Source organism: Jannaschia marina (genome assembly GCF_013404595.1).
GTDB lineage: Bacteria > Pseudomonadota > Alphaproteobacteria > Rhodobacterales > Rhodobacteraceae > Jannaschia > Jannaschia marina.
On record NZ_JABVAX010000001.1, the window covers coordinates 184,078 to 203,638 of the forward strand.

The 19,561-nt window shown below is 66.1% G+C and carries 19 protein-coding genes and 1 tRNA gene; 9 read left to right on the plus strand and 11 right to left on the minus strand.

The features are described from left to right. Positions 1–26: 26 nt before the first annotated feature. Together HSX43_RS00930 and HSX43_RS00935 are read left to right on the plus strand one after the other, a co-directional pair. Positions 27–2,189 (plus strand): ICP22 family protein, encoded by a 2,163-nt coding sequence (locus HSX43_RS00930; protein ID WP_179378206.1) that lies wholly within the window; start codon positions 27–29, stop codon positions 2,187–2,189. Next, on the plus strand, positions 2,186–4,057 hold the full coding sequence (locus HSX43_RS00935) for a glycosyltransferase (RefSeq protein ID WP_179378207.1): 1,872 nt from the start codon (positions 2,186–2,188) through the stop codon (positions 4,055–4,057). Before HSX43_RS00930 ends, HSX43_RS00935 begins: the two co-directional genes overlap by 4 nt. A gap of 130 nt (positions 4,058–4,187) precedes the next feature. Here HSX43_RS00935 and HSX43_RS00940 read toward each other — a convergent pair whose 3' ends face one another. Further along, positions 4,188–5,216, minus strand: a complete 1,029-nt coding sequence (locus tag HSX43_RS00940; protein ID WP_179378208.1) for a LacI family DNA-binding transcriptional regulator — start codon at positions 5,214–5,216, stop codon at positions 4,188–4,190. Positions 5,217–5,328: 112 nt separating this feature from the next. Between HSX43_RS00940 and HSX43_RS00945 the strand changes: the two genes are divergently transcribed. The 5 genes from HSX43_RS00945 to HSX43_RS00965 all read left to right on the plus strand — a co-directional run bounded on the left by HSX43_RS00945 (position 5,329) and on the right by HSX43_RS00965 (position 12,036). Further along, the gene (locus HSX43_RS00945) at positions 5,329–6,567 is read left to right on the plus strand and encodes an ABC transporter substrate-binding protein (RefSeq protein ID WP_179378209.1); all 1,239 of its coding nucleotides are present in this window, start codon (positions 5,329–5,331) and stop codon (positions 6,565–6,567) included. Positions 6,568–6,660: 93 nt separating this feature from the next. Further along, positions 6,661–7,548: a carbohydrate ABC transporter permease gene (locus tag HSX43_RS00950; RefSeq protein ID WP_179378210.1), complete on the plus strand. Its 888-nt coding sequence runs from the start codon at positions 6,661–6,663 to the stop codon at positions 7,546–7,548. Further along, the gene (locus HSX43_RS00955; protein ID WP_179378211.1) at positions 7,545–8,465 is read left to right on the plus strand and encodes a carbohydrate ABC transporter permease; all 921 of its coding nucleotides are present in this window, start codon (positions 7,545–7,547) and stop codon (positions 8,463–8,465) included. The genes HSX43_RS00950 and HSX43_RS00955 overlap by 4 nt, the downstream gene beginning before the upstream one ends. A gap of 4 nt (positions 8,466–8,469) precedes the next feature. After that, entirely contained in the window at positions 8,470–9,540 is a 1,071-nt protein-coding gene (locus HSX43_RS00960) for an ABC transporter ATP-binding protein (RefSeq protein WP_179378212.1), read from the plus strand. Positions 9,541–9,564: 24 nt separating this feature from the next. Next, entirely contained in the window at positions 9,565–12,036 is a 2,472-nt protein-coding gene (locus HSX43_RS00965) for a beta-mannosidase (RefSeq protein ID WP_179378213.1), read from the plus strand. 211 nt (positions 12,037–12,247) lie between these two features. Here HSX43_RS00965 and HSX43_RS00970 read toward each other — a convergent pair. Together HSX43_RS00970 and HSX43_RS00975 are read right to left on the minus strand one after the other, a co-directional pair. Beyond that, a tRNA-Ala gene (locus HSX43_RS00970) sits at positions 12,248–12,323 on the minus strand. An 81-nt stretch (positions 12,324–12,404) separates the two neighbouring features. Continuing rightward, positions 12,405–12,743 carry a TIGR02300 family protein gene (locus HSX43_RS00975; RefSeq protein ID WP_179378214.1) on the minus strand — a complete coding sequence of 113 codons (339 nt, stop codon included), beginning with the start codon at positions 12,741–12,743 and terminating at the stop codon, positions 12,405–12,407. Between the two features lie 106 nt (positions 12,744–12,849). Between HSX43_RS00975 and HSX43_RS00980 the strand changes: the two genes are divergently transcribed. Both HSX43_RS00980 and HSX43_RS00985 read left to right on the plus strand, forming a co-directional pair. Beyond that, positions 12,850–13,545 carry a M48 family metallopeptidase gene (locus HSX43_RS00980; RefSeq protein WP_235962436.1) on the plus strand — a complete coding sequence of 232 codons (696 nt, stop codon included), beginning with the start codon at positions 12,850–12,852 and terminating at the stop codon, positions 13,543–13,545. 15 nt (positions 13,546–13,560) lie between these two features. Beyond that, positions 13,561–14,208 carry a GntR family transcriptional regulator gene (locus HSX43_RS00985; protein ID WP_179378215.1) on the plus strand — a complete coding sequence of 216 codons (648 nt, stop codon included), beginning with the start codon at positions 13,561–13,563 and terminating at the stop codon, positions 14,206–14,208. Here the strand turns inward: HSX43_RS00985 and HSX43_RS00990 are convergent. The 8 genes from HSX43_RS00990 to odhB all read right to left on the minus strand — a co-directional run bounded on the left by HSX43_RS00990 (position 14,205) and on the right by odhB (position 19,561). Beyond that, positions 14,205–14,831, minus strand: coding sequence for a hypothetical protein (locus tag HSX43_RS00990; RefSeq protein WP_179378216.1), 627 nt, complete (start codon positions 14,829–14,831; stop codon positions 14,205–14,207). The genes HSX43_RS00985 and HSX43_RS00990 overlap by 4 nt on opposite strands. Positions 14,832–14,953: 122 nt before the next feature. After that, on the minus strand, positions 14,954–16,348 hold the full coding sequence (gene lpdA, locus HSX43_RS00995) for a dihydrolipoyl dehydrogenase (RefSeq protein WP_179378217.1): 1,395 nt from the start codon (positions 16,346–16,348) through the stop codon (positions 14,954–14,956). 70 nt (positions 16,349–16,418) lie between these two features. Then, positions 16,419–16,829, minus strand: a complete 411-nt coding sequence (locus HSX43_RS01000; RefSeq protein ID WP_179378218.1) for an MAPEG family protein — start codon at positions 16,827–16,829, stop codon at positions 16,419–16,421. Next, positions 16,826–17,065 carry a DUF3303 family protein gene (locus HSX43_RS01005; RefSeq protein WP_179378219.1) on the minus strand — a complete coding sequence of 80 codons (240 nt, stop codon included), beginning with the start codon at positions 17,063–17,065 and terminating at the stop codon, positions 16,826–16,828. The genes HSX43_RS01000 and HSX43_RS01005 overlap by 4 nt, the downstream gene beginning before the upstream one ends. A 79-nt stretch (positions 17,066–17,144) precedes the next feature. Continuing rightward, positions 17,145–17,324: a hypothetical protein gene (locus tag HSX43_RS01010; protein ID WP_179378220.1), complete on the minus strand. Its 180-nt coding sequence runs from the start codon at positions 17,322–17,324 to the stop codon at positions 17,145–17,147. Positions 17,325–17,351: 27 nt separating this feature from the next. Next, entirely contained in the window at positions 17,352–17,579 is a 228-nt protein-coding gene (locus HSX43_RS01015) for a hypothetical protein (RefSeq protein ID WP_235962437.1), read from the minus strand. Between the two features lie 12 nt (positions 17,580–17,591). Next, positions 17,592–18,011: a hypothetical protein gene (locus tag HSX43_RS01020; protein WP_179378221.1), complete on the minus strand. Its 420-nt coding sequence runs from the start codon at positions 18,009–18,011 to the stop codon at positions 17,592–17,594. After that, the gene (gene odhB / locus HSX43_RS01025) at positions 18,011–19,561 is read right to left on the minus strand and encodes a 2-oxoglutarate dehydrogenase complex dihydrolipoyllysine-residue succinyltransferase (RefSeq protein WP_179378222.1); all 1,551 of its coding nucleotides are present in this window, start codon (positions 19,559–19,561) and stop codon (positions 18,011–18,013) included. The genes HSX43_RS01020 and odhB overlap by 1 nt, the downstream gene beginning before the upstream one ends.

Consider the following 19,561-nt stretch of genomic DNA (forward strand, 5'->3'; position numbering starts at 1 on the left):
ACGACCTGAAGACTGGAGGCTGATCCATGCGCATCCTCAGCGTGGCCCTGTTGACCATCATGTTGATCGCACTGTTGCGGTTCACCTTCATCCAACCGGACGTCCAGAGCCTGCTGGGCCTGCGCGACGATACGGGCCGGACGACCTATGACCTCGTGTCGAACCTGCCGCCGGATGCCTGCGTCGGCAGCGGCGAGGGGACGGAACATACCTTCATCGTGCGCGAAAGCGACGTCTGGACGGCCCTCGCCGGTTCGCCCGGCTATGCGTCAGCCTCGTTCAACATGCCCAAGGAGGTGGGCGTGGTCAGCGGCGTTCTCATCCTCGACGTGCGCGCGGAATTGCAGGCCGGCTCGACCGGGCGGCTTCGGGTCAACGTCAACGGCCAGCGGCGCGGCGAGATCATCCTGGGCGAAGGCGTGAACGAGAACACGATCCGCCTGAACCTGCTCCCCTCCGACCTGACGCAGAGCCAGCTGACGGTGTCGCTTGCCGCCTTCGGGGCCTTCCCCCAGCTCGTCTGCCGGCAGGAATGGGACGGCGGCCTCATCGTGCGCATCGACCCGACGAGCCGCGTCGAGCTGACGACCGACGGCCCGCTCGTCGACCTGAACGACCGGTTGCGGTCGACCGGGACGCCTTATCAGATCGCCTGGCCGGCCGTGCCGGAGGACGACAACCACGAGCGGATGATCGGCTTCGCCGTCGACCAACGCCTGCGCGACATCCGTACGGAGTTCCTGCCCGATGTCGAGACGATCTGCCCGACCTCCGTTGTCTTCTCGCCCGAGGATCTGCTCGCCGCCGATGAAATCACGGCCGGCGGGCAGGGCAGCTTCGAGGATCCGGCCTGGCCCCTGATGATCGCCCAGACGGGGCAGAACTCCGAGGCTCGGTTCTTCGAGTACGAGACCGCCTGGCGCCACAGCTACGATCTGCGCGAAACGCCGGATGCGGAGTATCCGACGGCCCTGTCGCTCGGCCTGCGCGCGGTCGGCCTGCAGGAGGATGCGGAATGGCTCCTGACGGTCACGCTCAACGGCGGGCTCGTCTATTCCGAGAAATTCGAGGGTGAAACGCTCGATCTCGCACGGCGTATCAACCTGCCGTATGGCTTGCACCGGTTCAGCAACGCGCTTGAGATCCGGCTCATCAGCTCCGAGCGTCAGGACGCGCGCCAATGTACCCGTGGCTCGCCCATCACCGCGCAATTGAAGCGGACGACCGCGCTCAACGGGGGCGTCCCCGCGCCCGATCAGACCATCGGCGAGTTCATCAACGCGCTGTCCGGCACGCTTCACCTCGAGGTCTCCGACGAGATGAACGCGGCCGAGGCATCGAGCGCGGTGGCCTTCCTCGCCGACACCTTCGGCGAGCGGGTACAGTGGACCACCGGGGCGGAGTTCGATCCGGAGGGGGCGACGGTCATCGTCGCCCTTCGACCCGAGCTGGAGAGTGGCTTTGCCGCGTTGACCGAGACCTATCCCGACCACCTCTACTGGCTGGTCTGGCCGAGGCTGCCGGAGGACGGGGGGCTTCCCTACCGGCCGGTGCACCTCACGGACGAGGCGCTGAACACCTTTCTTCTCGACGAGGGGCCCCGGATCGCGGCGCTCGTGGCGGTGCCGCATACGGAAGTGCCGCCGACATCGGCGGCCGCCCCGTTCGAGCAGACGCAGGAAGAGCGGGAGAACAAGGCCGTAGCGCCGCCGGACGCCGAGGGCGAAGGCAGCATCAGCGAAGGCGAGAGCGGCGGCGGCGCGCCCGAGGCCAGCCTGCCGCCGCCGGATGTTGCGCCGGAGACGGGCGCCGGACCCGACGCCGAGACGGTCGAGACCGAAGCGGCGACTTCTCCGTCGGTCGCGCCGGGCGCAGCGGAACCCGGGGAAGAGACTCCGTCACCCGGATCGACCCCGGACGGCCCGACGAACGGAGCGGTGCCGGAAAATGCGAGCACCGCACTCACCGTCGACGACGTTGAAGTCCCCGACGGTGCCGAGGCACCGGCGATCGAGGCGGCGACGCCGTCCGAAGACGCCATCCCGGAGGAAGAGGAGGCGACGGAGCCCGCAGCGACCGAGGCGGAGGATCCGACGGACGACGCGACGCTGCCCCCACCCGGCCCGGACGAGGCCGCTTCGCCCGATGTCGCGGTCGAGGACGCGGGCGAGGCGACCGGCTCGGAATGAAGGAGAAATTCGTCGCCTTCGAGTTCGCTTCGGTCGACTCGACGCCGCGCGGTCTCTCTCACCCCGTTCCGCGCTGGTACGCGCCCGCGCTGCTGCTGCTCTTCTCGATCCTCAGCGTCGCGTCCCTCTGGGCGATCACGACGATCCCGACCCTGCGCGACCTGTTTCCGCAGGGCGATCTGCTCATGGGCGTCTACGAGGGCACGCACAGCATCTCTGTGCGGATCTACGTGCTCTGCTACTTCATCTCCTACGCCGCCTTCTGCCACGCGAACATCCTCAAGAAGATCGGGATGGCCCTCGATCTCTGCGTCTACTTCGCGTTCCTCTGCGTGTGTCTCGACCTCGCGTCGATCTTCATCGCCCAGGCGCTGGCCATCTCCTTCCCGCTCACGGCGGTCGAGGTGCTGTCGGGGCTCATGGGGTTCGCCGTCTACTCGATGAAGCTGCTCGAGCGGGGCCGTATGCCCGAGACCGTCCCGATGAAGATCGACACCTCGCGCAACCTCGAGACGCTGACGCGTGCGTTGCTCGTCGCGGTCCTCGCGGGCTGGGTCGCGATCTATACCACGAACGTCGATTTCAGTTTCGTGGCGAGCCTGCGCGATTTCGCGCTTCTGGGTGGAATCGGACCGGGTGTCTTCCTCTTCATCCCGGCCTTCTTCGCCGTTCTCTATCTCGGCGGTCTCGGCGATCAGGTGCTGCATCGGGCCAAGGTCTTCTCGCCCGACATCTCGGTCATCGTGCCCGCGCATAACGAAGCGCACATCGTCGAGAAGACCCTGCGCGCCATCGACGGCGCGGCCGAGCGCTATGACGGGCGCGTCCAGATCATCTTCGTCGACAACGCGTCCTCCGACGACACCTATGCCCTTGCCAAGCGCGTCGTGGAGACGCTCGAGTTCGCCAAGGCCGAGGTCCTGCAGGAGCCTCAGGCGGGCAAGTCCAACGCGCTCAACCGCGCGCTCGACGCGGTCGAGACGGATTACTTCGTGCGCATTGATTCCGATACGCTGATCCGGCCGAACGCCTTTCACCGCGCCATGCGCTACTTCGCCGATCCGGCCGTCGGCGTCGTGGGCGGCCTGCCGCTGCCGCCCGGCGGCGGGATCTTCGACCGGGCGCGCTTCGTGGAGGCGGCGGTGAAGCACGGGCTCTATTCGGTCGGACTCGCCGCGATCAACGGGCTCGTCGGCGTGCCGGGGATGTTCGTGATCTTCCGGACGGACCTCCCGCGGCAACTCGGCGGCTTCGTCGGCGGAATGAACGGAGAGGACACCGACATGTCCCTGCGCATCGGCGAACTCGGCTATCGGCTGATCGTCGACCCGGAGGTCCGCTACATCTCGGAGGTGCCGCGGACCTTCGCGCACATGCGCGAGCAGCGGATGCGCTGGTTCCGCTCCACCTATCACGTCACGGCCCGCTGCCGGGCGGTGGTCTTCTCCTCGGACATGACGTTCCGCGGCAAGATCGTCCTGCCCTACATGCTCGTCAACGGGGCACGGCGGGCGATGATGGTGCCGCTCCTGCTCTTCGGCCTGATCGAGTATCTCGGTGCCTTCAAGCAGTTCGACGTGCTGCAGCTTCCGGCGGTCCTTGCCGTCATTCTCGGGGCGCAGGTCATCATGTCCGTGCTCGCGCTCGTGCTGAACGGTTACGTGCTGCAGGTGCTCTATCTGCCGGAATATCTCGTGTTCCGCCTCCTGCGCGCCTATTTCACGCTCGAGTCGAACCTCTCGATCAACCTGAAGTACACGTCCCGCAGTCTCTACCGCGACGCGAACGTGCGCGCGCAGAAGGAGCTGCAAAGCTCCGGCGACAATCAGAAGAAACAGGCACCGGCCCCGTCGGGCGATCCGGGCTAGGCCGTCGCGTCTTCCGTGCGCGACCGATGTTCAAAGTCTAGGATCTGCCTGGCATATAGGCCCAAAACGATCCTCTCGCCGCACTTTTACTCCTTCCCGAAGCCCCCGCTCCGAAAACGTTGACGAGGCATCAGGCGCGGACGTGACCCGTCTGCCAGTCGAGCGGGCAGCGCTGCGGTTTCTCGATGACCGAACGGGGGGAGGCGTCCGGTGCGGCAAGGTGGTCCAGAAGCACATCGGCAAGGTCATATCCGGCGCGTCGGAAATTCTCTCCGTATGTGATCGCGCCGGGTACCGCCCAGCGCAGGACGTCATGCGCCTCCTTCGCGACGAGTTGCAGGTCGCCGCCCGGTCGTCGACCGGCCCGTCGCGCCGCTTCTGCGGCGGCCAGACCCGCCGAGGCGCTGCCGCAGAGAAGGCCGTCGAGGCTGCCGTCGGCGAAGAGGGGCGTGAGCCGCTCGGCGATCCTGCACATGCCATCCGCAGAGGTTAAGTCCCCGATCGCCTGTCCAGATAGGCCAAGGTGCGCGATCGTATGCTCCCAACCGGCCCGCATTTCGACTCCGTAGGAGAGATCGGCAGGCGGTGCGACGAACCCGAGCCGTTGTGCACCGGCGGCGGCCAGTTGCGCTACTCCCATCTCCGCGAAGGCCCGGTTGTCGAAATCCACGAAGGGGTGACGATGCTCGTGTGATGTGCGTCCGTGCGAGGCGAAAGGAAAACCGCGGTCCAGCAGATAGCGCGCTCGCGGATCGTCCGGGCGCGTATCGGCGAAGACGATGCCATCGGCGGCTGCACTCTCGACCACATAACGGATCGGGTCTATCGGGTCCGAGCCGCAGGAAAATGGGGTTACCACCAGATGGTAGCCCGTATCCGCAAGCCTCGAGGAAAGACCGTGCACGAGGAAGGAGGACAATCCGAACGCCTCCACCTCGGTCGATAGGACTACGCTGATGACGTTCGTGCGGCCCGTCCGAAGCCGGATGCCGGCACGGTTGGGACGGTAGCCAACTTCCTGCGCCACGGCGCGCACGCGGGCCTTGGTCTTCGCCCCGATTTCCGGTGCGTCGATCAGTGCACGGCTCACGGTCGAGACGCCCAGACCCGTAGCCTGCGCGATCGTCCTGAGGGTCGGCCGGGCCGTCTTGTCGCTCATGGCGTATCTCTCCTCGACAACAGCTTGACACATCAGACCGGCCTTCGCTACGCAATCTGAAACGTTTCAGGTTACATCGTTACCGTTCATGCCAACCAAGGGAGGAAATCGGATGGCGTTTCGAGGACAGGTGACCCTGTTAGGTCTGGCTGGAGCGACGGCGCTGGCTACTTCCGCATCGGCCGAATCGCTGGAAGTCACGCACTGGTGGACATCCGGCGGCGAGGCAGCCGCGGTCGCACACTTCGCGGAGGCGTTTCGCGCGACCGGGAACGAATGGGTCGACGGCGCGATCGCGGGCTCGGGAAGTACGGCGCGACCGATCATCGTCTCACGCCTTGTCGGCGGCGATCCGATGGGAGCCACGCAATTCAACCACGGCCGGCAAGCGGAGGAATTGATCGAAGCGGGGCTCTTCCGCGATCTCTCAGCGCTGGCCGAGGCAGAGGGGTGGCGCGATGTCGTCAATCCACCCTCACTGATCGATGCCTGTACGGTGGATGATAGGGTCTACTGCGTGCCGGTCAACATCCATTCGGCGCAATGGCTCTGGCTCTCGGACCAGGCATATGCGGATGCGGGCGTCGCGGTACCGACCAATTGGTCCGAATTCGTCGCCGCCGCGCCCGCACTGCGCGACGCGGGCAAGGTGCCGCTCGCGCTGGGGGGGCAGCCGTGGCAGGCCATGATCGTCTTCGAGACGCTCGTTCCCACCCTCGGCGGACGCGATCTCTACGACGCTGTCTACGAGACCAAGGACGCCGATGCGGCGCGCTCGGACGAGATGGCGGCGATCTGGCAGGCCATGGCGGATGTTCGGGAGATGTCGCGCGGCACAAACGTGCAGGACTGGAACCAGGCCACCAACATGGTCGTCACCGGTGCGGCCGGCGGACAGATCATGGGCGATTGGGCGCAGGGTGAATTCGCGACGGCCGGGATGACCGCCGGGGAAGCGTACCACTGTCTGCCGGGCCTGGGCGAGAACGCGGTGATCTCGACAGGCGGCGATGCCTTCTACTTTCCGGTGCTGGACGACGACGCCAAGTCCGAGGCGCAGGACGCGCTGGCGTCCGTGCTGATCTCGCCGGAGGCGCAGGTCGCGTTCAACCTCAGGAAAGGTTCGCTTCCGGTGCGGGGCGATGTCGACCTCGAAGCGACAAATGCCTGTATGCAGAAAGGGCTCGAGATCCTCGCGTCCGGCAACACGATTCGCTCTACGCCGGAACTGATTAACGAGGATACCGGCACGCAGATCGGGGATCTGGTGACGCAGTTCATGAACGAAGATGCGATGACGCCCGAAGACGCGCAGGAGCGCTTCGCTGTCATCATCGAGGACGCGGAGTAACCCTCTCGCCCCCGGTCGGACCGGTCGGGGGCGATGCGCCGCGGCGGTTTGTTGTCCCGCCGGCGATGACCACGGCCGCGAAGGAGAGCGGGGATGGACGAGACCGGCAGACCGCGACGGCCCCTGCGGAACCTGAGCGCGAAGCTTGCCATGCTGCCGATGATCCTGACGGCGCTAGTCGTCTTCGTGGGCGGAACGCTGTGGACGGTGGTTCATTCCTTCACCGACTCAAAACTCCTTCCCAGGCTCGATTGGGCAGGACTCGAGCAATACGACCGGCTCTGGTCCTCGGACCGCTGGCTCGTGTCGATCGAGAACCTTGTTATCTACGGAGTACTCAGCCTCGTCTTCTCTTTCCTGATCGGCTTCGTCCTGGCGGCGCTGCTGGACCAGAAGATCCGCTTCGAGGACACGTTCCGAACGATCTTCCTCTATCCTTTCGCCCTCAGCTTCATCGTTACGGGGCTGGTCTGGCAGTGGCTGCTGAACCCTGATTTCGGCATTCAGTCCGTCCTGCGCGACTGGGGCTGGGACGTGACCGTCGACCCGCTTTACGACCCCGGTATCGTGATCTACGGGGTGCTCGTCGCGGGGCTCTGGCAAGGCACGGGCTTCGTGATGTGCCTGATGCTCGCCGGGTTGCGCGGCATCGACGAGGACATCTGGAAAGCCGCCCGCGTCGACGGCATTCCGAAATGGAAAACGTATCTCTTCGTCGTCCTCCCCATGATGCGCCCCGTTATGGTGACGGCTCTGGTCATCGTGACGGCGGGTATCGTGAAGCTCTACGATCTTATCGTGGCGCAGACGGGTGGAGGCCCAGGCATCGCTTCCGAGGTGCCGGCCAAATACGTCTATGATTTCATGTTCCGGGCACAGAACCTTGGGCAGGGTTTCGCCGCATCCACGATGATGCTGGTGACCGTGGCGATCATCCTGATTCCCTGGGCCTATCTCGAGTTCGGGGGCAAAAGACGATGAGCGACTCCGCCAGATCCGCCGCCGCCGATCCGTCCGGTCCGGTGCCCACCGGTCCGCGCCCGCGCCGCCGCGTGTCGCGGGGGAACGTCATGCTGTACGGCACGCTGATCGTCATCGCGGTCTACTATCTGCTGCCGCTTTACGTGATGGTCGTCACATCGCTGAAAGGTATGCCCGAGATCCGCGTGGGCAACATCTTTGCACCTCCCGTCGAGGTCACATTCGAACCCTGGGTGAAAGCCTGGGGCGAGGCCTGTACCGGTCTCAACTGCGATGGGCTGAGCCGGGGGTTCTGGAACTCCGTGTCGATCCTTGTTCCGTCGGTGGTGCTTTCCATCGCCGTGTCCTCGATCTCGGGCTACGCACTGACGGCCTGGCGGTTCCGCGGGTCAGAGACGTTCTTCACGATCCTGATATTCGGGGCATTCATCCCCTATCAGGTGATGCTATACCCGCTTGTCATCCTGTTGCGTGAGCTCGGTCTCTACGGGTCGCTCTGGGGGCTGGTGCTGGTCCACACGATCTTCGGGATGCCGATCCTCACACTGCTTTTCCGCAACTACTTCGCCACTGTTCCGAAAGAGCTCATCAAGGCCGCCCGTGTCGACGGTGCGGAGTTCTGGACGATCTTCCTGAAGATCCTGGCTCCGATGTCGCTGCCGATCTTCGTTGTCGCCGTGATCCTTCAGGTGACGGGCATCTGGAACGACTTCCTCTTCGGCGTCGTCTTCACGCGCCCGGAGACCTATCCGATGACCGTTCAGCTCAACAACATCGTCAACTCCGTGCAGGGGGTGAAGGAGTACAACGTCAACATGGCCGCCACCATACTCACGGGGCTGGTGCCACTGACCGTCTATTTCGTCTCCGGAAAGCTCTTCGTGCGCGGCATCGCCGCGGGCGCGGTGAAAGGATAGACCAATGGCCGCCATCGAAATCCGTGACCTGACGCTTGCCTACGGGGATCTCAAGGTTCTCGATCGTTTGAACCTGGACGTGCGGGAAGGAGAGTTCGTCGTCCTTCTCGGCCCATCGGGCTGCGGGAAATCGACCTTGCTCGATTGTATCGCAGGCCTTGCGGACGTGACGGAGGGGCAGGTTCATATCGGCGGACGGAATGTCACCTGGGAAGAGCCGTCCGCGCGCGGCATCGGCATGGTGTTCCAATCCTATGCACTCTACCCGCAGATGACAGTCCGGGGAAACATGGCCTTCGGTCTCAGAAACGCCGGAATGGCGAAATCCGAGATCGCCGAGCGCATCGACCGTGCGGCCATGACCTTGCAGATCGAGCCGCTGCTCGACCGCAAGCCCGCCGCACTCTCCGGTGGGCAGCGCCAGCGTGTGGCCATCGGGCGTGCGCTGGTGCGCGACGTGGACGTATTTCTCTTCGACGAGCCTCTGTCGAACCTCGACGCCAAGCTGCGCGCCGAACTGCGGGTCGAGATCAAGCGCCTGCACGAACGACTTGGAAATACAATGATCTACGTGACTCATGACCAGATCGAGGCGCTGACCCTTGCCGACCGCATCGCGCTCCTGCGTGGCGGCATCGTGCAGCAATATGCCGATCCGCGGACGATCTACATGAAACCCGCGAACCTGTTCGTCGCGGGCTTCATCGGCTCCCCCGCCATGTCGATGCTCGAGGTCGTGACCGCCGGAGGCGGTACCCTCCGCCTGGGCGAGACCGTGATCGACATGGAGGGATACGACGGGAGCGTGCCCGCGGAAGCCGGACGACGGCTGATCCTCGGGGTCCGGCCCGAACATGTCGCGATCGGTCCTGAGACCGGCTCCGACAGGTCAGCCCGCGTCGACCTCGACGAGCCGATGGGCTCCGATAGCCTTCTGTGGCTGACGCTCGAAGGGCAGACGCTTTCCGCACGTGCTGACCCCGACCACGGCCTGACCGAAGGGGATCAAGTGTCCGTCCGCCTCGACCCCGCCCGGGCCTCCCTTTTCGACGCCGAGACCGAAATCCGGCTGTGACACCTCTCATACGAAGCTGAACCTATGATCGATCTCACCGGCGACTGGACCTTGCGCGATGCCGCGGGGGAACATTCCTGCACCCTCACCCTTCCGGGCGACGCCCACACCGCGCTCGCGGCCGCCGGGCTGATCCCCGAGCCGTACGTCGGGCGCAACGAATACGAGTGCCGATGGGTCGCCGAGCGCGACTGGATCGTCTCGCGCGGTTTCGAGGTCGATGACACGGCGCGCGATCTCGTCGTCGAAGGCCTCGACTGTGTGGCGTCGATCGCAATCAACGGAACTGTCGTGCTGCGGGCCGCCAATGCTTTCCGCCATCACCGCACCGATGTCTCGGGGGCCCTGCAGCAGGGCAGGAACGAGATCGAAATTCGCTTCCGATCGCCTGTCGCCGTCGCGGCCGAGATACAGGCGCGCCAACCCTACCCTGTGCCGTGGCACCCCGGAAATTGCCCGATTCCAAACGGAAACCTACTCAGGAAACCGCAATGCGATTTCGGCTGGGACTGGAACATCGCCCTCGCGCCGTTCGGCCTGCGTGACGCGATCCGTCTCGAACCCCGCCGGCCGGGACGGATCGAGGACATCATCGTCGAGCAGCGGCTCGTCGGCGGTGCCATGCAAGTCTCCGTCGTGATTCATGGCGGCACCGAGGGAGCGGAGGCGACGGCGATGCTCTGCGGGGTGCGGGGCCGTGCCACGGTACAGGGCGGCCGCGCCCGTCTGACCCTGCGGATCGAGGGGCCGGACCTCTGGTGGCCGGCCGGGCAGGGGGCGCAACCGCTTCACGACCTGCATGTCTCCTGCGGGGCGGAAACCGCCACCCGCCGCATCGGCCTGCGCGAGGCCCGGCTGATCTCCGAGCCCGACGCGCGGGGCCGTTCCTTCACCGTCCGGATCAACGGACGCGACGTCTTTTGCAAGGGCGCGGCCTGGATCCCTGTCGACGCGCTGCCCGGGCGCGTCGATCCCGAGAGAGGACGCGACCTTCTGCGTTCGGCCGCGGTTGCACATATGAACATGGTTCGGGTCTGGGGCGGCGGGCGCTACGAACAACCGTGGTTCTACGAGGAATGTGATCGCCTGGGCCTCATGGTCTGGCAGGATTTCATGTGGGCCTGTCATCTCTACCCCTGCGACGAGGATTGGCTCGCGGAGGCTCGCGACGAGGCCGAGGAGGTCGCGCGTCGCCTGTCGCACCATCCCTCGATTGTGCTGTGGTGCGGCGACAACGAGCTGGTCGGTGCGCTGCAATGGTTCGAGGAGAGCCGCCGCGACCGCGACCGGTATCTGGTCGGATACGACCGTCTGAACCGTGCCGTCGAGGCCGGTTTCCGTGCCGCCTTGCCCGATGCGCCATGGTGGCCCTCCTCGCCGTCCAAGGGCCCGATGGCGTTCGGCGATGCCTTCCATGAGGATGGATCGGGCGACATGCATTTCTGGGCGGTCTGGCACGAGGGGCAGGATTTTGACCACTATCGGACGATCCGTCCCCGTTTCGTGTCCGAGTTCGGCTTCCAGTCCTATCCGCCGCCCTCCGTCGTCGCTCGCTTCGCCGAACCGGTGGATCGCAATCTCGCCTCGCCCGTCATGCAGTCGCACCAGAAGGATCGGGGCGGCAATGCGCGTATCGCCGAGACCATCGCGCGCTACTTCCGGTTTCCCGAACGGTTCGACGATTTCGCGTGGTTGTCGCAGGTACAGCAGGGGCTGGCGCTGCAGACCGCCATCGACACGTGGCGCGCCCAGGCACCCGAGTGCATGGGCACGCTCATCTGGCAACTCAACGATACCTGGCCCTGCGTGTCGTGGTCGACGCTTTCATATGGCGGCGAGTGGAAGGCCTCGCATTACATGGTTGCTGCTACCTTTGCAGATGTGCGCGTCGTCGTAGTGCCCGAAGACGACACACTTCGGCTCTTGGCGGTGAGCGACCGGCCCGACCGCGTCGACCTGCGGATCGTGGCCGACGCGGTGGGGCTCGACGGTTCCGTGCGCCGGCTCGCGCGATCGACCGCTTGCCTGTCTGCGGGCGCGCAAGAGGTGAAGAGGCTCGACGCCGGGGCGCTCGGACCCGACGAGATGCTGCGTCTGACATGGACCGGAGGCGGCTGTGGAGACGACCTCTTCGCGCCGCGTCGCTGGCGGGATTACGCGCTGCCGGAAGCGCGTCCTCGTCTCGCCGCCACGCGCGACGGAAAAGGATGGCAGCTCGACATTTCGACGGACCTGCCCGCCTATTTTGTCACGATCGAGGCCGATCGGCCCGGGCGCTTCGACGACAATGTCCGCCATGTCTTACCCGACCGGCCGGTGCGGTTGCGTTTCGATCCCTCCGATAATGGCCCGACGCCCCGTTTCACGTTGCGCGACCTTCGATCAGCGACCTATGGTCGCGACGTCGGGGATATGCGCTCAGACAGCGATGTAAGGGCCACCGGATCACCCGACAATGCAGACCCACAGGCGATCGACCGTCCGAAGGCCGTCTGAGGCCCGCGAGGGCGTCTCATTCGACGGTGTCGACCTAGCCAATGATGCCGTCGGCGAGGGCCGGCGACACGACCGTCTGTGCAGGTCTGGCGGTGAAGAGGTTGCCGATGCCGAAGGACCAGGAGACGCGATCTCCGGGCGGAGCGGGACATGTCGGAAACGATCAGGATCACGGAAGGACCGGGATCTCGCAGGATAGGATCGGCGGATCTGGTGGAGCCTAGGGGAGTCGAACCCCTGACCTCTTGCATGCCATGCAAGCGCTCTACCAACTGAGCTAAGGCCCCTTACCGGCCTGCGATCTAAGGCAGGCCCATGGACGGCGCAAGCGGAAAAATCACCTGCATCGCCCGATTGTCGCGACGCGATCAGTCGTCGTCGTCCTTGTCGCTGCCGACGTCGGCGATCTCGTCGAGCGAGACCGTATCGTCATCGTCATCGTCATCGAGGACGTCCTCGGCATCGTCCGCATCGTCCTCGTCGAGATCGACGTCATCGTCGTCGAGCAGCAGATCGTCGTCGTCCTTGTCGGTCTTCTTGGCGTCGACGTCGTCCTTGTCGGCCGACAGGATCCGCGTCTTGGTGCCGGTGTCGACATTGACGACCTCGCCCGTGTAGGGGCTGACGACGGGGGAACGGTTCAGATCGTAGAAGCGCTTGCCGGTCGTCGGGCAGACCCGCTTGACGCCCCATTCTTCCTTGGGCATGTCGGTTCCTTCATCTCGTCCGGCCATGAGCGGCCCGGGTGCAGGGAATTGGGGTCGGATGCCACAGGGGACAAGGGGTGGCAAGCCCCCGCGGGAGGGAGAGCGCATGACCGACGAACTGCCCGTTCCGGGCCTGCCGGGCGTCGCGGTGACGCTGCGCCGCTCGGCGCGGGCGCGGCGTCTGTCGCTCCGGGTGGGGCGTGCGGATGGGCGGGTGTCGATGTCGCTGCCGCGCCGCACGCCGCTCTCCGAGGCGCAGGCCTTCATCGCCGCGCAGGCCGAATGGATCGCCCGCCATGTCTCGGCTGCGCCCGCGCCGCGTGTCGTGACCGTCGGGGGTACGCTGCCGCTTCTCGGGGGCGAGGTGCCGGTCGTCGCGGGCCCGGGCCGCGCGGCGCGGTTCACCGGAGAGGCCGTCGCCGTGCCCGACGACGCCCGTACCGGCCCCCGCGTCCGCGCGCTCCTGCAGACGATGGCGCGCACGCATCTGGTCGCTGCCGTCGACCGTCATGCCGAGGCGCTTGGGCATCGGCCGTCGAAACTCACCCTCCGCGATACGCGCTCCCGCTGGGGATCGTGCTCCTCTCGCGGGGACCTGATGTTCAGCTGGCGGCTGGTAATGGCCCCGCCCGAGGTGCTCGACTACGTGGCCGCCCATGAGGTCGCCCATCTCGCCCATATGGACCACTCGCCGCACTTCTGGGCGGCGGTCGAGCGGCTCATGCCCGACTACGCGCCGCGTCGCGCCTGGCTGCGCCGCGAAGGGGCCGCGCTCCATGCGGTGGATTTCGGCGCGCGCTAGGGGCAGGATCGCGCCATGATGCTCAACCCGCTTCCCGAAGGCTCCGGTGCCGCGCACGAACGGCTCTATCGGTCGCTGCGCAGCCGGATCATGCACGGCGAACTGCCGCCCGGCGCGCCGCTCACCCTGCGCGGGATCGGCCGCGACTACGGGGTCAGCATGACACCCGTGCGCGAGGCGCTGCGCCGGCTGGTGGCCGAGGGCGCGCTGTCGCTCTCCGCGTCGGGGCGCATCGCGACGCCCGCGCTCTCCAACGATCGGATCGAGGAGCTGGCCGCGCTGCGTTCGCTTCTCGAGCCGGAACTGGCGCTCCGCGCGCTGCCGCGGGCGCATCTGGCGCTCATCGACCGGATGGAGGCCATCAACGTGGCCATCGCGGAGCAGATCGCCAAGCACGACGCCCCCGGCTACATCCGGACGAACCTGGAGTTTCACCGCACGCTCTACCTGCGGGCGCAGGCCCCTGCGATCCTCGCCATGGTCGAGACCGTCTGGCTGCAACTCGGCCCAACGATGCGCGCGCTCTACGGGCGGCTCAACCGGACGGAGCTGCCCAAGAACCATCGCCTGATCGTCGCGGCCCTGCGCGCGGGGGACGAGCCGGGACTGCGTCTCGCCGTGCGGGCGGATGTCACGCAGGGGTTGCGGCTGCTTGCCGGCTAGGTCGCGACCAGGCGGGCGAGGTCGCGGAGATCGTCCTGCCGCAGGCCGAGACCGCGGGTCAGGGTGCGCAGAAAAGCGCGGTCCGCCCGCGTCAGCGGACCGTCGGCCAGGAGGACGGAGACCGTCGCGTTGAAGATCACCATGCGCTCGGGCCGGGTCAGCCCGTCGCGCATCCAGTAGAAGTTGGTCGGCAGGATCAGCCGGTCGGCCCGCCGGGCGATCTCGCGCAGGTGGCTGGCGGTGAAATCCATCTCGGTCGTGTCGCGCGCGATTTCGAGGGCACGGGCGAGCCGGGCCGCCTCGATCGTACGCCCCTTCCAGACGGCATGGCACATCGCGTCGACGGCGCTAAAGCGCGGACCGTTGCGCAGCCCCGCGATCTCCAGCCGGAGCGCCCGCCGCCGCCGCCGCATCCGGTGACCGACGAGGAGGAAAGCCGCGGTGACGGCGAGGCATCCCGCGACCCAGGGCAGGATCTGCCCGAGGCGGAACCCCTCCAGCAGCGACGCAGCCCAGGGTCCGAGGAACGGGGCCTGCCCCGGAGCGTCCGCGGCATGTGCGCAGGCCAGCCCGGGCAGAAGCGCGGAACCGAGAGCAAGGGGGACGATGACGGGGCGGATCATTCTGTGGCTCGGAGCTGTTGCAGGCTCCGCGATCTCTCCCATGAAAAAACGGCAGGACTGGGAAAGTCCTGCCGCCGGAATGTGACCTTTTGCGCCTCGGGTGCGTCCGAGGCGTTAACGTCTCACGCGTGGATCGGCCCGTCGCCGCAGGCGAGCGCGGCTTCGCGCATGGCTTCCGAATAGGTCGGATGCGCATGGCAGGTGCGCGCCAGATCCTCGGCCGCCGCCCCGAACTCCATCGCCACGCAGACCTCGTGGATCAGGTCGCCCGCCATCGGGCCGATGACATGGCATCCGAGGATGCGGTCGGTCCTGGCGTCGGCGAGCAGCTTCACGAAGCCGTCGCCGGCGAAATTGGCCTTGGCGCGGCCGTTGCCCATGAAGCTGAACTTGCCGACCTTGTAGTCGCGTCCCTCCTCCTTGAGCTGTTCCTCGGTCAGGCCGACGGCGGCGACCTCGGGGTGGGTGTAGATCACGCTCGGGATCACGTCGTAGTTCACGTGGCCCGCCTGACCGGCCAGGATCTCGGCGATGGCCATGCCCTCGTCCTCGGCCTTGTGGGCGAGCATCGGCCCCTCGATCACGTCGCCGATCGCGTAGATGCCGTCGACACTGGTCGCGTAGCCGTCGTCGACCGCGATCTGGCCGCGCTGCGTCATCTTCACGCCGAGCTCATCGAGGCCCAGCCCCTCGGTGTAGGGCTTGCGCCCCGTCGACACGAGCACCGTGTCGGCCTTCAATTCGTGGGTGCTGTCGTCCTTGCGGAGCGCGTAGCCGACGGTCGCCTTGTCGCCCTTCGTCTCCACCTTCGAGACGGCGGCACCGGTGATGAACTTCAGCCCCTGTTTCTGCAGAAGGCGCTGGAATTGCTTGGCCACCTCGCCGTCCTGACCCGGCGTGATCGCGTCGAGATACTCGATCACGGTCACCTCCGTCCCGAGGCGCGCATAGACCGAGCCGAGCTCAAGCCCGATCACGCCGCCGCCCACGACGACGAGGCTCTTGGGGATGCTGCCCAGCTCCAGCGCGCCGGTCGAGGTGACGACGACCTTCTCGTCGATCTCCACCTCGGCCCCAGGCACGTTCGCCGATTCGCTGCCGGAGGCGATGATGATGTGCTTCGCCTCGTGGGTCTCGTCCCCGACCTTGACCTTGCCGGCCTCGGGGATGGAGCCCCAGCCCTTCAGCCAGTCGATCTTGTTCTTCTTGAACAGGAATTCGATGCCCTTGGTGTTCTGCCCGATGACGTCGTCCTTGTAGGCGAGCATCTGTTTCCAGTCGACGCTGGGCGATTTGCCCTTCAGGCCCATCTTCGCGAAATTGTGTTCCGCTTCATGGAGTTGATGGGAGGCATGGAGCAGCGCCTTCGACGGGATGCAGCCGACGTTCAGGCAGGTGCCGCCCAGCGTCTCGCGCCCCTCGACCACCGCGGTCTTCAGCCCCAGCTGCGCGCAGCGGATGGCACAGACATAGCCGCCGGGGCCGCTGCCGATGATGATGACGTCGTATTGGGCCATGGGTCAGTTCCTTGATTGCGGGGCACCGGGTCAGCCACCGGACCCCCGAGGTATTTCCGGCTGAATGAGATCAGATCAGGGTGGAGATAACCATCAGGACGGTTGCGGTGAACCCCGCGAACCAGATGTAGGACCGCCAGGGCCGCCAGCCGAAGGCATAGGCCGGCACATAGAGGATACGCGCGCCGAGGTAGACCCAGCCGCAGATTGCGGTGAAGCCGGTGGACTGCCCCGAGACGGTTACGAGCGTGACGGCGGCGGTGAAGAGGATCAGCCCCTCGAAATGGTTGTCGAGCGCGCGGTAGAGCCGGGCGGTCCGCTCCGAAAGCAGGTCGACGAGGTCGCCGCCGATCTTCGCGCGGTCGCGCGCCGAGGTCGTCTTGCCGGGCCCCAGCTCCAGGTTGGCGGGCACCGCCATCAGCACGAACTGCACCGCCTGCAGCAGGATCGCGAGGGCGAGGACGGTCAGCTCGGGCGTCATGCCGTCCTCATGAAGCGGCCGTCGAGGGGGCCGCCGGTCTGGGCCTCGGCATCGAGCCACCTCTGCGCCTTGGCCCGGTCGTTCACCTCATAGAGCGCGGTCACGCCGGGGCCGTCCGCATCGCGCCAGAGTTGCAGGAGCGTCAGCCCGGCGGTCATCCGCGTCTCCGCGTCCGCGTCGAATTCTGCCTTCCAGGCATCGTAGTCATCAGGGGTCTGGTGGGTGAGCAGGTTCATCGCGGGCCTCCGGTCGGGTGCGTGCAGCACACCCTAGGCCGCGGCGGCCGGGGCGTCACGCCGGATGTCGGAGCGGCCCTCACTTCGGCCCGCGGCGGATGAGGAGGTACGTTGTGAAGGCCGAGATGGCGGCATAGATCGCGGCGAGATACCAAAGCACCGGATCCGGCCCCCGCCAGGCCTGCAGGGCGAGCACGAGGATGACGGCGATGGCGACGCGGATGATCCAGAAGGCGATGGCGCGACGGGTGGGGGTCATGGGTTTCTCTCCCGCGTCAGGCGGTTTTCATGAAGCGACCCGTAACGGGGCCGTTGGTTTGGTGTGCCTCGTCGAGCCAGGCTGCGCCTTCTTCCGGTCGTTGACCCCGAAGAAGGCGGTGAGGCCGTTTCCATCGACGTCGCGCTGGAGCTGCATCAGGGTGAGGCCGGCGTTCATGCGGCTCTCGGCAGAGGCGTCGAAGTCGGATTTCCAGGCCTCGTAGGAGGCGGGAGTGTGGCGGGTGAGGAGGTTCATGAACGGTTCCGACTATTGAGGCGATACTGCATTTATTGCCGTGAAGGCGCCGCAAGTGAAAAAGACTATAGATAGGGCGGCCGGAAAAACCATTGCGCCAATGAAGCCAACCGACCCGATCCGTTCGAGTGTCCTAGGAACCGTAAATTGAAGCTGCGCAAGAATGTAGGTCGTCGCGAGTGAGGCTATTGCTGCAACAATTCCAAGCACAAAGAGACCCGTCGCCCACTTGATATCAGACAGCGACACAAGTTTTTCAAAGGTCCCTTCTCTAAGAGCTGAACCGAGAAACGCAAATACGGCGATGATCCCGCCTCCGTTAAGAGTAATCAAAGTCTTGAGCGCGAATAGGCCGCTTTCTTTGATCACCTCCGCATTTATCCGATGCAGATCTCTTAGGAGTTCCTGCGTATTCCCTTCGTTTGAATTCATCACAAATCCATCAACAACCGACGCGGATCCTCCAGGGCTTCCTTCACCCGCACGAGGAACGTCACCGCGCCTTTGCCGTCCACGATCCGGTGGTCGTAGCTGAGTGCGAGGTACATCATCGGGCGGATGACGATCTCGCCGCCGACGACCATGGGCCGGTCCTGGATCTTGTGCATCCCGAGGATGCCCGACTGCGGAGGGTTCAGGATGGGCGAGGACATGAGCGAGCCGTAGACGCCGCCGTTCGAGATGGTGAACGTCCCGCCCTGCATGTCGGCCATGGCGAGCTTGCCGTCGCGCGCCGCTTTGCCCTTCTCGGCGATGGCCTTCTCGATCTCGGCGAAGGACATGGCGTCGGCGTCGCGGATGACGGGCACCACGAGGCCCTGCGGCGTGCCGGCGGCGATGCCCATGTGGACGAAATGCTTGTAGACGACGTCGGTGCCGTCGATCTCGGCATTGACCTCGGGCACCTCCTGCAGCGCGTGGACACAGGCCTTGGTGAAGAAGGACATGAACCCGAGCTTCACGCCATGCTTCTTGAGGAACAGATCCTTGTACTCGCTGCGCAGGTCCATGACCGCCTTCATGTCCACCTCGTTGTAGGTGGTCAGCATGGCGGCTGTGTTCTGGCTGTCCTTCAGGCGCTTGGCGATGGTCTGGCGCAGGCGCGTCATCTTCACCCGCTCCTCGCGGCCGGCGTCCTCCGCGGCCACGGGCGCGCGCGGTGCGGCGGCGGACTTCGGTGCCTCCGCCGGCGCGGCGGATTTCGCGGCGGAGGCGGCCTTCATGACGTCCTCCTTCATCACCCGGCCGTCGCGACCGGTGCCCGTGACCTGATCGGAGCTGAGGCCCTTCTCGGCCATCAACTTCTTGGCCGAGGGCGCATCCTCGACATCGGCGTCCGATTTGGACGGAGCGGCTTTCGGGGCCTCGTCCTGCGCCTCGGCCTTCGGTGCGGGCGCGCCGCCCTCTCCGGTCGTCAGTACGGCGAGCTTGCCGCCGGCGGCCACGGTTTCGCCCTCCTTGGCCAGGATCTCGGTCAGCGTGCCGGCCCCGGGGCTCGGCACCTCGACGGAGACCTTGTCGGTTTCCAGCTCGCAGAGCATCTCGTCGGCCTCGACCGCGTCGCCCGGCTGCTTGAACCAGGTGGCGACGGTGGCCTCTGACACACTTTCGCCGAGTGCGGGAACCATGACGTCCACCGCCTCGCCTCCGGTGTCGGCGGGGGCGTTGTCCGCGTCGGCCTTCGTTTCCGGCTCGGCCTCGGCCTTGCCACTATCCTTGTCTTCGGACTTCGGGGCCGCGCCCTCGCCCTCTGAAAGGGTCGCCAGCAGGGCATCGACGCCCACGGTCTCGCCCTCCTTGGCTACGATCTCGGCCAGGGTGCCGGCGGCGGGGCTCGGCACTTCGACGGTCACCTTGTCGGTTTCGAGCTCGCAGAGCATCTCGTCGGCCGCGACCGTATCGCCTGGCTGCTTGAACCAGGTGGCGACGGTCGCCTCGGTGACGGATTCGCCCAGGGTGGGGACTTTGACTTCGATGGACAT

Coding starts and splice junctions, on each gene's coding strand:
- HSX43_RS00930 (WP_179378206.1), top strand. CDS start 27: ATGCGCATCCTCAGCGTGGCCCTGTTGACCATCATGTTGATCGCACTG.
- HSX43_RS00935 (WP_179378207.1), top strand. CDS start 2,186: ATGAAGGAGAAATTCGTCGCCTTCGAGTTCGCTTCGGTCGACTCGACG.
- HSX43_RS00940 (WP_179378208.1), bottom strand. CDS start 5,216: ATGAGCGACAAGACGGCCCGGCCGACCCTCAGGACGATCGCGCAGGCT.
- HSX43_RS00945 (WP_179378209.1), top strand. CDS start 5,329: ATGGCGTTTCGAGGACAGGTGACCCTGTTAGGTCTGGCTGGAGCGACG.
- HSX43_RS00950 (WP_179378210.1), top strand. CDS start 6,661: ATGGACGAGACCGGCAGACCGCGACGGCCCCTGCGGAACCTGAGCGCG.
- HSX43_RS00955 (WP_179378211.1), top strand. CDS start 7,545: ATGAGCGACTCCGCCAGATCCGCCGCCGCCGATCCGTCCGGTCCGGTG.
- HSX43_RS00960 (WP_179378212.1), top strand. CDS start 8,470: ATGGCCGCCATCGAAATCCGTGACCTGACGCTTGCCTACGGGGATCTC.
- HSX43_RS00965 (WP_179378213.1), top strand. CDS start 9,565: ATGATCGATCTCACCGGCGACTGGACCTTGCGCGATGCCGCGGGGGAA.
- HSX43_RS00975 (WP_179378214.1), bottom strand. CDS start 12,743: ATGCCCAAGGAAGAATGGGGCGTCAAGCGGGTCTGCCCGACGACCGGC.
- HSX43_RS00980 (WP_235962436.1), top strand. CDS start 12,850: ATGACCGACGAACTGCCCGTTCCGGGCCTGCCGGGCGTCGCGGTGACG.
- HSX43_RS00985 (WP_179378215.1), top strand. CDS start 13,561: ATGATGCTCAACCCGCTTCCCGAAGGCTCCGGTGCCGCGCACGAACGG.
- HSX43_RS00990 (WP_179378216.1), bottom strand. CDS start 14,831: ATGATCCGCCCCGTCATCGTCCCCCTTGCTCTCGGTTCCGCGCTTCTG.
- lpdA (WP_179378217.1), bottom strand. CDS start 16,348: ATGGCCCAATACGACGTCATCATCATCGGCAGCGGCCCCGGCGGCTAT.
- HSX43_RS01000 (WP_179378218.1), bottom strand. CDS start 16,829: ATGACGCCCGAGCTGACCGTCCTCGCCCTCGCGATCCTGCTGCAGGCG.
- HSX43_RS01005 (WP_179378219.1), bottom strand. CDS start 17,065: ATGAACCTGCTCACCCACCAGACCCCTGATGACTACGATGCCTGGAAG.
- HSX43_RS01010 (WP_179378220.1), bottom strand. CDS start 17,324: ATGACCCCCACCCGTCGCGCCATCGCCTTCTGGATCATCCGCGTCGCC.
- HSX43_RS01015 (WP_235962437.1), bottom strand. CDS start 17,579: ATGAACCTCCTCACCCGCCACACTCCCGCCTCCTACGAGGCCTGGAAA.
- HSX43_RS01020 (WP_179378221.1), bottom strand. CDS start 18,011: ATGAATTCAAACGAAGGGAATACGCAGGAACTCCTAAGAGATCTGCAT.
- odhB (WP_179378222.1), bottom strand. CDS start 19,561: ATGTCCATCGAAGTCAAAGTCCCCACCCTGGGCGAATCCGTCACCGAG.